The sequence below is a fragment of the Pedobacter gandavensis genome, assembly GCF_032677645.1.
GTDB lineage: Bacteria > Bacteroidota > Bacteroidia > Sphingobacteriales > Sphingobacteriaceae > Pedobacter > Pedobacter gandavensis_A.
In genome coordinates, this window is the sequence record NZ_JAVTSB010000004.1 from 197,807 (window position 1) to 210,698 (window position 12,892).

The following is a 12,892-nucleotide window of genomic DNA, read 5'->3' on the forward strand; positions in this document are numbered from 1 at the left end:
AGATTCCTTAACAGGACCGGGATTTATTGTACAATCAGCTTACGCCCTTCCAGTTTAAACTTTGCCAGTCCGGTAAGCTCCAGCTTCTTCAACACCTTGTTCAGGTCAGAGAATCTGGATATAGAACCGCCAAAGGTGACTTTTCTTTTTTCCGGATCGGCGAATTCCACTTCTATATTATACCATCTGGCCAACTCCCTCATGATCGTTTCAAGGTCATCATCAACAAAGACAAAGGTTCCGTTTTTCCAGGCCAGCGTGGCTTCCAGATCTGCTTTTTCCAACGCTATTCCTTTTACAGACTTCCCTAAGACCGTCTGATATCCTGGCTTTAACACCTTTGAGTATGCCGTTCCGGGGATGGAGACCTTTAGACTTCCCTCCATTAATGTGGTTCTGATTACCGCTTCATCCGGATAGCAATTGATATTAAAATGAGTACCCAGGACTTCTGTTTCCTCGCCATTCATATTTACGATGAATGGTTTTTGCTGTTTGGCAATCTCAAAATAAGCTTCACCGCTTAACTTTACACGACGCTGATTCAATCCATTAAAAGTAACCGGATATTCCAGGGAAGACGCTGCATTAAGCCATACATTGGTCCCATCCGGCAAAGTCACCTGATACATCCCTCCTTTTTGCGTTTCAATTTTATTCAAAGCCGACGCAGTATTGCCTAATGAGGCAGTGTATGCCAGCGCTCCGTCTTTTGTTTTATTTACCTTCACATCACCTTCGACTGCCAGCTCTCCGTTTTTTGCATCAGAAAGCTGTATTTCTTTTCCGTTTGCCAGGGTCAGTACCGCCTGATTATTACCTGGCAAGACCTGATCAACAGTGACATTAGTCGCCGTCAAATCCGAAGGACTATCCTTCTCATAGAAATAATAGCCTAATCCGGCGATGACAAACAAAAATAGAGAGGCGGCAATGCCTATTAAAAAACGGTTTGTATTTCGAAGTTTTCGTACATGCTGATCAGCGGTCAGGTTTTGATCTTGTGGTAGATCCTGAGGTTCTTTCCATTCTTGCTGCTTCGAAATTTTGTCTTGAAACTTAGCAAAGGCCTCTCCTGCGTTGTATTTATTTAAATTATCAATTTCTTTCCCCAGCCCCTTGCCTTCCGTTATTTCCGCATATAATCCGGCGTTTTCTTCGGATAAATCAGCCCAATTCTTTAATGCTTGCTCTTCTCCGGGCTTCAGCCGACTGGTTTTCTTCCGAACTATTAATTCAGCTATATTTAAACTTTCAAAAAGTCGATCATTCTTCATTATAACCTGTTTAACGTTCTTTAATTTAAAGCGTAAATTCTATTTATTAATCTTTGCCGCTGTACCTCAAAAATAATGTTTATTCTCCTATTAGTTTAACCTCATGATCAATGAACAAGTAATTTTCTTATTCCACTGAAAGCACTATCTGAATCAATTTCAACCGGTAAAATAAGGCAGCAAAATAAGGAGGGAAAATGTAGTCCCCGGCAACCTTTTCTTTAAAATCCCCAAACCTCTTAACTTTTGATTTTTCACGGTCTGAATAGATAAACCTAGATGATCAGCAGCTTCCTGATTACTTAAACCTTCAAGGTAAGTCAGCTTAATAATTCTGCCCGCCTGCGGCGGTAAATCGCTAATGGCGAGGTGGAGTTCCCTAAGCACTTCTGCCTGTGTCACAGCTAAAAGAAAAGTATTGTCTTCAGCTCCCATTTCCTCCTGATAAAATAGGTGTCGATTCTCAGCCCGACCGGTCATTTTAATTAAATTGAGGCAGCCGTTTTTTACGGCTCTATATAGAAATGCTTTTAGATGAAGTTCGGAGCAAAATTCATATTTCCCTTCCCAAAGCTTTAGGAATACATCACCAACAATATCTTCTGCATAATTATCTCCGATAATCTTCTCCGCGAAACCGCATAAACCTGCATAATACCGGTTAAACAGATTGGAATAATCCGCCACATCAGCAAGGCATATTACCTGCGGTTCAAGATTTTTAAGATTTTCTTCAAGCGTCATACTAAAATTATTTACAGCCTGAAGAACTGAGGGTTAAGGACAATAAATCCATGAAAGCGCTATTTAATACTCCTATATCGAATATCATGCCACACTATGCTGCGAACAGCTGATATTAAAACTATAAGATATAACCAAAAGCTCAGAAAACCTCCGCTTCCTAAATAAAACACATCATCCTCATATCTAAATGGATACAAAAACCTAAAACTCTATTTTAAAACTAAAATGTCATGAGTGGGGACGGTCCCACCTCTCACAGTATCCATCCCCGAAACATGACCAATAAAATAAACAAATCAGTATAAATACTTTATTGTTTCACAATTTTAAATTCTGTTCTTCTGTTGAGCTGATGCTCTTCCACAGCACACTTCACGCCATTTGCACAACGGTTAAGCAGCTGACTTTCCCCATATCCTTTAGCGGTAATCCTGTTTTTATCAATACCCTTTGAAACGATATAGCGAACTGCGGATTCTGCGCGTCGTTGAGACAGGGCCATATTGTAGCTATCATTACCTCTGCTATCCGTATGAGAAGATAATTCGATCCAGATCGTTGGATTATCTTTCAGGATTTTAACCAGTTTATCCAGCTCAATAGCGGCATCCGGCCGGATATTAGATTTGTCAAAATCATAGTAGATATTGTCAAGGCGGATCGGTTTGTTGATTTCAATTGGGATCAGGTAAAAATCTTTAACCAGAGAAACCTGTGTCACAAAACTCGTGTCTGCGCTTCTGAACCCGGTCTTTTCTGCCTTTACATCATAAAGGATATCCTTATCAATTTTGAAGGCATAATAACCGGTTTCATCTGTAATCACTTTTAACGCATTCCCGTTTTGCATTTTTAAAGTGACCGATGCAGAAGCAAGTGGTAAACCTGTCTTTTTATTAAAGACTTTACCTTCCAGTTTCAGGGCCAATATGATCTGTTGGGTAATCCGGTAAATATCATCGCTTCCTAAACCATCAACGCGATTGGAAGACAAATATCCGTCAGTTGCCGTGTACATATTGAAGGCAAAATCGTCTTGCGGAGAATTTATCGGATAGCCCTGATTGATCGGTTTAGAAAAGCTATTATCTAGATATATAGATTTAAAGATATCAAGACCTCCCATACCGGTAAGACCGTCCGTACTAAAATAAAAACCGCCTGATTCATCAATTGAAGGGCTTCTTTCATTGCCTTCGGTATTTAAGGACGTCAGATTTATGGCCTCCTGCCATTCTCCGGATGCATTTTTAGTGATGTGATAGAGATCTGTCCCTCCTTTGCCACCTGGCATATTGGAAACAAAATACAGGCTACGACCATCCTTGCTGATCAAGGGATCTCCTACCGAATAAGCATTCACGTTGTTATATTTAAAGGGAATTGGTTTCCCCCATTTCCCATCCGCAGCTTTTTCGCTGCTGTATATTTCTACGTTTACTGTGGCTATGCGCCCTTTGCTAAACTTCAGGTCTTTACTGATCCGTGTTAATGTAAAGTACATCTCCTTACCCTCGCTGCTAAAGCTCGCGGCCCCAATATGATAATCAGTACCTGCATCCAGAGGGAAAAGCATTAAAATGTCTTTATTGTCTAATTTTTGAGCTTCATATAAACGCAGATACTGGTTACCTGTCCAGCCATAAGTTTGCTTATCGGGCGTTTTACCTGCATCAAATTTAAGGAATGGCCTGCCGGATTTCTTAGTGCTCTCAGGAAGGGATAATCCCCTGTCGGAAGTAAAAGTGACCCCGTCTTTTGATTGCACTGCCCCCCAATCGGATTGCGGACTATTCAATTCCTGTGCATTTTGCAACAGGACAGGCCTTGGTTGCTGCATCCATTTTATGGCCGAATCACAGGAATTTAACCACAGATTTTGCTGTGCTAAAGAAAGTTCTTTTTGTTGTTCGATATAATTTTTAAACTGTGTTTTCGCTTCCCCATACTTGCTGTTACTGACCAATGCTTTGGCATAGTTTAATGTATTTACTGCAGGACTGCCGGGCATGTTCAGCGCTATCGCATACCAGCTTTCAGCCTGGGGATAGTTACGTGTTAAAGTATAACTTTCGGCTAAACGTTGGGCCGCATACAGCGTATTTTTCTTGGCATAAGCTTGCTCATACAGATCGATGGCTTTGATGTAATTAAACAAATCATATTGCGCATCAGCCTCCTTCAATACATACTGCGCTTTCACAGGTATAAACAGGCTAAGCGCAAACAGGCATAATAACAGTGTTCTTTTCATTTTCTATTGGAATGACAAACGGTACAATCCGTGTATATTTTAAATTTCAATACTAGCCTGCTAAATTAGAAATAGCGGGGTGTCAGCATTCTGGTATTCTTCTTATTGATAAAATAGCCGACTGATATTTCATGAGTTCCGCCACTATAACCTTTCAATGCGCCGACAGAGAAATCATATCCATAGCCGATTCGCAGGTTTTTAACGGGGAATATTTCCATGGCGGCAATCACCGAATTCCGGTTACTTAAATCCTTTTGCAGGTACGATTTATCATATAATTTCACACCTGTACGATAGGAACCACCCAGCCAGATGATGTCATTTAGCAGGACAAAAGCATTCACATCTAAACTGGTAGGGCCTGCACGATCATCTTTTAAGAGGAAGGAAGGTTTAAGCTGAATCCCTTCAGACAAAGGAATCAACACTCCGGCAGTTAAGTAATAATGTGGTTTCGGTTGTGCTATAAATCCATCATTTTCGACTTTAATCGCCTGTGCGATGAGGTTATCGGCAGATATCCCCACATAAAATTTATTATCCGAATAAAAAACACCTGTTCTGGCATCCGGAATAATTTTGCTTTGCATTCCTGCCGGCTGATACATTTCAGGATCATTAGGATTTAATTTAGAACCATCAATTCCTAACTGAACCAGACCAACACCAATCCCGAGAGAGAGTCTGGCTGATCCATCTTCATTTAACCTTAACCGATAGGCATAATTTCCATAAGCGGTCAGGTTGTTTTGCGCGCCTAAACGATCACTGGCCACTTGTAAGGCAAGCCCTACATTCCCATCATTGGCAATGGCATCTACGGCCAGGGACATACTCTTTGGTCCGCCGGTAATCCCGGTCCATTGCGTCCGGTAAAAACTATGCAGGTTTAACTGTTCCTTGTATCCTGCATAAGCAGGATTGATATAAATGCCATTGAACATATACTGACTAAACTGCGCATCCTGCTGTGCTTTGATTTTTTGCACAGTCAGCATCAGTAATGCGGCAATACCTATTTTTATATATTTCATTTTCTAATCCTTTCGTTAAACGCTATTGATCGAATGCCCTGATCAGCGTGATGTAACCTTTAAATACCCGCCATTCTGAACCCGCTGCATCTTTTACACGCAATACATAATAGTAAGTCCCTTCATTTAAGCCTGTTCCATTCCAGGTATTTCTATAATTTGTTTGTTTAAATACTTCATTTCCCCAGCGATTTACAATCACGATATCGTTGCTTACAAATTGTTCTATCCCACGGATTTCGAAAGTATCATTGGTACCATCGCCATTAGGCGTAAATAAATTCGGAATTAAAAGCTCTGGTCCTGAACCTGCATATTTCGTAAACCATCCTCCGTTTACCGTCATATCGGAAAGAACATTCAGGCCTATACTCGTATGAATTCCGGTAGCGGGATTACTGGTTTTCAGGAAATCCCATTTACTACCATTTACATATTGGGAAATTGAAGCATTGGCATCTTTAAATTGTTGACCGTTCGTATTTTGATTGTGCTGCAAAGTCATATCCGCTTTTAAAGGTTTATTGCTATAGATCTGCCAGCTTCTATCCATTCCCAATTCGGATTTAATCCCTTTGGTAAAGGCAGATGAGGCACCATAATTCTGCACGCTAACCGACACGATACCTGCGTTTAATGGCGCCAGCGTTGCTGGAGTATAATCGTTTTCGGCAATCCCTACCGGAAACACAAAAGAGGAAGGGCTACCGTATTCTTTGATCATGTGTCCGTCAATGCTGTTGCTGGTCACCACCATCCGGTTTGCGCTATAATTGGTAATTTTTCCGCTTGTATTAAAGGCGAGATTGTAGCCATTTAAGATAATGTCTGCCTGATTTACGGCCAGATCAATCTCTTTTCCAATATTCAATTCCGCAGCCAGGGCCCCTTGTGGATTATTGGTCTGATAACCTGGATCGTCTACATCGGCTAAGATGATATTATCGTTGTTACGGTGTTCGATGAGGAGGTTAATAAAGTCTCCATTATTACCATCTATTTTTGTTGCCGCAGCTTTCATCTCCGGATAAAAAGGATTGCTACCAGGGTTGTAGACAACGATCTTTCCCCTCCCTTTGAAAGTCGCGCCTGGTGCAATCCATATATTTTTACTGTAAATCTCTAAAGTCCCGTCGATGGTCCAATCGGCAGTGGGACCGAAAAAGCTGCCCTCAGAAAAGCGCATTTCGGTGGTTCCTTCCGCAATCATTACGGTCGAATTATCGACAGTCATGCTCCCTGTTCCTGTTTGCGCGTACGATTGTATCGCAAATAGAGTGAGTAAGCTAGCCGGTAAAACTATATTTCGCAGGTATATTTTCATTGTATATTATTTAGCCCGTCGGGTCATTGCCTGGCGTGAGTTGTTATTCAAAAAATTTGTAGAAAGTAACGATCAATCCGGCTTGATTGTCTCTTGTTAAGCTGGAATCTGAGGCCCCATTATTGTGGTTCAACATCACTTTAACAGCCTGAGCTGATATCAATTTTATGATGTAGGAAAACTTATACCCCTGTACACTTTTCACACCTCCATACTGTGATATCGTTGAGGACACTTTTAGATCCGAAATTAGCCCATTTCCTGCATCTACTATTGCCGCATTAACCACGAACAGCTGATTATTTCCAGCGGCTTCAAAATTCGTGTTACTTGTACCATTGGGAGACATGCAATCAAAAGTGATGTCGACCCGATAAGTACCCGCTGGCAAATTAATAGTTGGGCCACTGGTATAATTTACTCCTACAATCGTATTTACGACGGTCGTATATGCAGCTGGAAAAGCCACGATATTTGCAAGGGTTTCGTTAGCCGGAATCAAAGTCACAGAATTGGCTCCATTGCTAGGTGAATAAGCTGCAAGTTTCACATTTAGGATCTGATCTGTTTCTCCGTTTACAATGAGTCTTTCCCACCTTAGCCCTGTCCAGTAGTAATAACCTTTAGGATTAACACCTCCTGCCAGATTGTAAATTAAAGATCCTTCTGCAGGTGCATTTACCGGGTTTACCCCATCGGTTAAAAGTCCTAATGTATACTGTGGCAATAATAATCCCCTATCCGTAGCCGTAATATCTAAGGCTGCAGATGTCTGCGGGTTCCGGGTATTGACACCTGTTTGTCCCCAGCTAAGCGCGGAAAACAACAAGAAGACCAGGTATAAATGTTTTTTATAGTTGATCATAACATAGAGCGCTGAATGTGAATAAATGAATTTAGGATGTCGAAATCCCCTTGATAAGTCCCTCCGGTTACCCGGGCCAGATTAAAACTCATTGTGGCTATTGCAGTAATTTGAAAACTGAAAGAGAAATTTGCGACATGCTGTTTGCTATTAGTTGTACTGCTGGTGTTAGACGTTTGATTATCTGGCATCACTTGTCCGTAAGAAGTTGTCCCGTTAGTCAGTTTAGCTACATAGTAATGGATATTTGTTCTAACTGTAGCGCCAAGTCCATTTGCAGGAAGCTCTAATGGTGCCTGAATATTTAAAGACACCTGTATGGTATAATTCCCTGGAGGCAGGGTAAAGTTTCCTGCAGCAGTAGAAAAACCGGGGATATTACTAAACAACTGAGTTCCTCCGGTAATGGGAACAAAAGTACCTGCAACCGGTAAGTTAAAGGCTGATACCTTTGTAGTGTTTTGAATGACAGCATTCGTCACCGAATTTTCTTTAGCAGCTAATAAGCTCCAGCTCCCCTTATTCCAGATATAAAATCCCTTTGGATGAACTGTACTCGTATTGTAAACAATCAGCCCTTCTACGGGATTGGCAATTGGTGTAGTTATACTAAACAAGTCCGTTAAAAGTACACGGGATGGCAAAAAAGCTTTCCGGGTGCTATTCGATAGATCTAAAACTGCGGAACTAGCTACCGTCTGCTTACCTATACCTGCAGCACCTTGTGCATATACATAGCCATTACAGACTAACAAAAAGAAACCTATAATATATTGCTTCATGACTTAATTCAATTTGGTTAACTTAATGATGGTACCCGTGGCAATTATATTTACCAGATCGTAGAAGGTGGACCCATCTCTTCTACCTAAATATAGATCGAGTTCAAATCCATTCGCTCCGGTTAAAGCAAAAGTATGCAGGAACCGTATGCGGTGATCGGTATCAATTTTAGAGATAACAGCACCTTCCACCCTACCTCCAAAGAAATCGGTACCATAAACATTTGTATTTGGATTAAAAGGAGAAATCCAGAGGTCACTCAAATACCCCATGTTATAATACCCGTTTTGTATCACGGTACCTCTACCTGGATCTGGTAGAGGTGCATTTAATAAATAGGAAGCTTCCAAAGTATAAACGCCTGGTCCTACTGCAATTACCCAATACCCTGAAGCACTCATCCTTATGCTTAGACCAGGCATATAACCTGTGTTTAAAATCGTGTAAGCATTGGTACCCTGTGCAATAGCATCTTCCTCATTCTGAATCTTATTATCCAAAACTGCCAGATTCCTGGTCAAGCCAATAGTGGCAACTTTAGGTGTTTCCTTAAAATAAAGGTGTCTGATCCAGGCACCATTACCACTGTTCGCTGCAACATCCCAGTAATGTAAGGTTTGACTGTTTGTGTTAGTGGCTCCACTATTATAAGCCCATAAGCCATCAGCCATAAGCGTCGCAGTGACCGGTGCTTTGTTATTTAAATTGCCGATATCCAGTCTTGGAAACAATACTCCCTTACTCGTACTATTTACCTCCAGAATAGAGGAGCCAACCGGTGTTTTTGTATTTACTCCGGTTTGCGCCTTTAAAACAAAAACATAGAAGATCAAAACAAGATGTATAGTTATCTTTTTCATGATTATTTGTGATCCTTTAATATTAATTGTTCTAATTTCTCCAATCGCGCTTTCATTGATTTGGCATCTTGTTTCAATGCTTCCACTTCTTTATTCTTCAGCTCGATTTTCTTTTCCTGCTCAATCACATGTAAGAATAGTTCTTCTAGTTTTTCTAAAGATTGGATGGTCAATTCTGTGATATCGAAAGTATAACCGTTCTTAGTTTTATTAGTCCCATTAATTGAGGTTACTCCTGGTAGGTGTTTGTTTGCTTTGATAAAAGCTTCGACCTCTGTTAATGATTTGAATTTGTAATTCGCATCAATTTTTGAAATGCCATCGTAGTATTTCTCAAATACATAATCCGCATAAACACTATTGGTAGTCCAGAATTTACTTGTTGTAACTACATCACCTGTGATATGGAGTTTTGGGTTGATCGTTGTACCGCCAACAACAAAGGTTGGGATGGTCCCTCCGCTCGCAAGCCCAATGGCAACACTTCCATTTTGGTAAATATTTTGAATATTAGTACTGGCTTGAATTGTACCTCCCTGAACTTGCCATGGTTCGATTTTTAAACCGGTTAAGTCGACCGCTGTTGAAGGAACCCCATTAACTGTAGTAATTAAACTAGTACCAGTAAGATTGTTTGCCACAGTGTTTACTATCGCAGCCGGTTTTGCAACACCATTAACTGTAGAAGTTAGCGTGTTTGTCCCATTGTTGACTAAATCATGTACCGTGTTGGCAGTGACTACATAGTTGCTGGCAACAGTTCCAGCACCTGTAACTGTGATGTAAGTACTTCCTGCAGTGACACCACCAATACCATCGGCTCCTTTAGCACCAGCAATCCCCTGAGCACCTACATTACCTTGAATACCTTGTGGTCCCAAAGGTCCGATTGGACCGATACCGCCAGTAGCACCTGCTGCTCCAGTATCCCCGGTCAAACCAATTGGACCGGTTGCACCCGCAGAACCTGTAGCACCTTGTAAACCTTGTGGTCCTAGAGGCCCGATTGGACCAATAGCGCCAGTTGCACCTGCTGCTCCAGTATTACCAGTCAAGCCGGTTGGACCAGTTGCACCAGTAGAACCTGTTGCACCTTGTAAACCTTGTGGTCCCAAAGGTCCGATTGGACCTATTGGACCGATAGCGCCAGTTGCACCTGCTGCTCCAGTATTACCGGTCAAACCAATTGGTCCAGTTGCACCCGCAGAACCTGTAGCACCTTGTAAACCTTGTGGTCCCAAAGGTCCGATTGGACCAATAGCACCAGTAGCACCTGCTGCTCCAGTATCCCCGGTCAAACCAATTGGACCAGTTGCACCCGTAGAACCTGTTGCACCTTGTAATCCTTGTGGTCCCAAAGGTCCGATTGGACCGATAGCGCCAGTTGCACCTGCTGCTCCAGTATCCCCGGTCAAACCAATTGGACCAGCTGCACCAGTAGAACCGGTTGCACCCTGTAATCCTTGTGGTCCCAAAGGTCCGATTGGACCAATAGCGCCAGTTGCACCTGCTGCTCCAGTATTACCGGTCAAACCAATTGGACCAGTTGCACCAGTAGAACCGGTTGCACCTTGTAATCCTTGTGGTCCCAAAGGTCCGATTGGACCGATAGCGCCAGTTGCACCTGCTGCTCCAGTATCCCCGGTCAAACCAATTGGACCAGTTGCACCCGTAGAACCTGTAGCACCTTGTAAACCTTGTGGTCCCAGAGGCCCGATTGGACCGATAGCGCCAGTTGCACCTGCTGCTCCAGTATCCCCGGTCAAACCAATTGGTCCAGTTGCACCCGCAGAACCTGTAGCACCTTGTAAACCTTGTGGTCCCAAAGGTCCGATTGGACCAGCTGGGCCAGAAACACCTCCTGTACCATCATCACCTTTAGGCCCTTTGATATTACCAGTTACCGTCCAGTTATCTCCCTGTTTTACATACACATCACCAGTGCTGTTATCTACATAAGTATCGCCATCTTTCCCTGGAGTTGCAGGACCAGCAGGCCCGTTTCCGCCAGTAATTGATTTACCATCAATTCCGTCTTTACCATCGTCACCTTTAGGCCCTTTGATATTACCCGTTACAGTCCAGTTATCTCCTTGTTTCACATACACATCACCTGTGCTGTTATCTACATACGTATCGCCGTCTTTCCCTGGAGTTGCAGGACCAGCAGGGCCATTTCCGCCAGTAATTGATTTACCATCAATTCCGTCTTTACCATCGTCACCTTTAGGCCCTTTGATATTACCAGTTACAGTCCAGTTATCTCCTTGTTTCACATACACATCACCTGTGCTGTTATCTACATAAGTATCGCCATCTTTCCCTGGAGTTGCTGGACCAGCAGGACCATTTCCGCCAGTAATAGATTTACCATCAATTCCGTCTTTACCATCGTCACCTTTAGGCCCTTTGATATTACCAGTTACCGTCCAGTTATCTCCTTGTTTTACATACACATCACCAGTGCTGTTATCTACATAGGTATCACCATCTTTACCTGGAGTTGCAGGACCAGCAGGACCGTTTCCGCCAGTAATCGACAACCCATCTTTACCGTTATCTCCTTTCGGGCCTTTGATATTACCAGTTATCGTCCAGTTATCTCCTTGTTTCACATACACATCACCTGTGCTGTTATCTACATAGGTATCGCCATCTTTACCTGGAGTTGCAGGACCAGCAGGGCCATTTCCGCCAGTAATAGATTTACCATCAATTCCGTCTTTACCATCGTCACCTTTAGGCCCTTTGATATTACCCGTTACTGTCCAGTTATCACCTTGTTTCACATACACATCACCAGTGCTGTTATCTACATAGGTATCGCCATCTTTACCTGGAGTTGCAGGACCAGCAGGGCCATTTCCGCCAGTAATAGATTTACCATCAATTCCGTCTTTACCATCGTCACCTTTAGGCCCTTTGATATTACCCGTTACAGTCCAGTTATCTCCTTGTTTTACATACACATCACCTGTGCTATTATCCACATAGGAATCACCATCCTTCCCCGGAGTCGCCGGACCAGCAGGACCATTTCCGCCGGTAATTGATTTACCATCAATTCCATTTGTACCATTATCCCCTTTCGGACCTTTGATATTACCCGTTACTGTCCAGTTATCTCCTTCTTTCACATACACATTACCTGTGCTGTTGTCTACATAAGTATCACCCTCTTTTCCAGGTGTTGTTGCACCAGGGGCACCAGTTTCACCGATAATTGACAACCCATCTTTACCATTAGCTCCTTTCGGACCGCTAATATTTGTCCAGGTATTTGTGGTTGGATTATAGATCCAGGTACCATCCTGATTAGTTACAATCGTTACTCCTGGTCCGGTACCTCCCGGTTGTCCGGGAATACCCGGAATTCCTGTTTCTCCAGGATGATTTTCAATTTTAATTACTCCGGGATCTCCTTTTACAAAAACCCATTTCGTCCCATCATTATAGTAAATCCCAGGAAGTACATCACCTGCCGTGGCGGTATTATAAACCATCATACCTGCAACGTGCGCAGTTAATGGGAATGAATTTGTGGTTGCTTTCAAGGGAACCCTTGTATGAAGTATGCCCTTATTTGAGCTTTCAAGTTCAAGAATAGCATCCTTATTCGGCAAATTGCCTCCTGTAGTCGTACCATCTTTAACTTTTTGCTGACCAGATGCCGCGATTGCAAACAACATGACCGAAAAACTTAATAGTAAATGTTTTTTCATTGGTAAAATAATAAGATAGATTT

9 protein-coding genes are annotated in these 12,892 nt (G+C 42.4%); all 9 read right to left on the reverse strand.

The annotated features are described in order from the left end of the window. Window positions 1-23: 23 nt before the first annotated feature. Window positions 24-1,277, reverse strand: a complete 1,254-nt coding sequence (locus R2Q66_RS08570) for a FecR family protein (RefSeq protein ID WP_316747870.1) — start codon at window positions 1,275-1,277, stop codon at window positions 24-26. 159 nt (window positions 1,278-1,436) lie between these two features. Further along, window positions 1,437-2,021, reverse strand: a complete 585-nt coding sequence (locus tag R2Q66_RS08575) for an RNA polymerase sigma factor (protein ID WP_316747872.1) — start codon at window positions 2,019-2,021, stop codon at window positions 1,437-1,439. Between the two features lie 313 nt (window positions 2,022-2,334). Continuing rightward, window positions 2,335-4,278 (reverse strand): OmpA family protein, encoded by a 1,944-nt coding sequence (locus R2Q66_RS08580; protein WP_316747874.1) that lies wholly within the window; start codon window positions 4,276-4,278, stop codon window positions 2,335-2,337. A 65-nt stretch (window positions 4,279-4,343) separates the two neighbouring features. Continuing rightward, window positions 4,344-5,315 (reverse strand): type IX secretion system membrane protein PorP/SprF, encoded by a 972-nt coding sequence (locus tag R2Q66_RS08585; protein ID WP_316747876.1) that lies wholly within the window; start codon window positions 5,313-5,315, stop codon window positions 4,344-4,346. Between the two features lie 22 nt (window positions 5,316-5,337). Next, window positions 5,338-6,639, reverse strand: a complete 1,302-nt coding sequence (locus R2Q66_RS08590; RefSeq protein WP_316747878.1) for a gliding motility-associated C-terminal domain-containing protein — start codon at window positions 6,637-6,639, stop codon at window positions 5,338-5,340. A gap of 43 nt (window positions 6,640-6,682) precedes the next feature. Next, a complete protein-coding gene (locus R2Q66_RS08595; protein ID WP_316747880.1) occupies window positions 6,683-7,504 on the reverse strand; it encodes a hypothetical protein in 822 nt (273 codons plus the stop codon). After that, complete coding sequence (locus R2Q66_RS08600) at window positions 7,501-8,286, reverse strand: hypothetical protein (protein ID WP_316747881.1); 786 nt, start codon at window positions 8,284-8,286, stop codon at window positions 7,501-7,503. Before R2Q66_RS08600 ends, R2Q66_RS08595 begins: the two co-directional genes overlap by 4 nt. A 3-nt stretch (window positions 8,287-8,289) precedes the next feature. Beyond that, on the reverse strand, window positions 8,290-9,147 hold the full coding sequence (locus R2Q66_RS08605) for a hypothetical protein (protein WP_316747883.1): 858 nt from the start codon (window positions 9,145-9,147) through the stop codon (window positions 8,290-8,292). A gap of 2 nt (window positions 9,148-9,149) precedes the next feature. Then, entirely contained in the window at window positions 9,150-12,869 is a 3,720-nt protein-coding gene (locus R2Q66_RS08610; protein WP_316747885.1) for a hypothetical protein, read from the reverse strand. Window positions 12,870-12,892 lie beyond the last annotated feature (23 nt).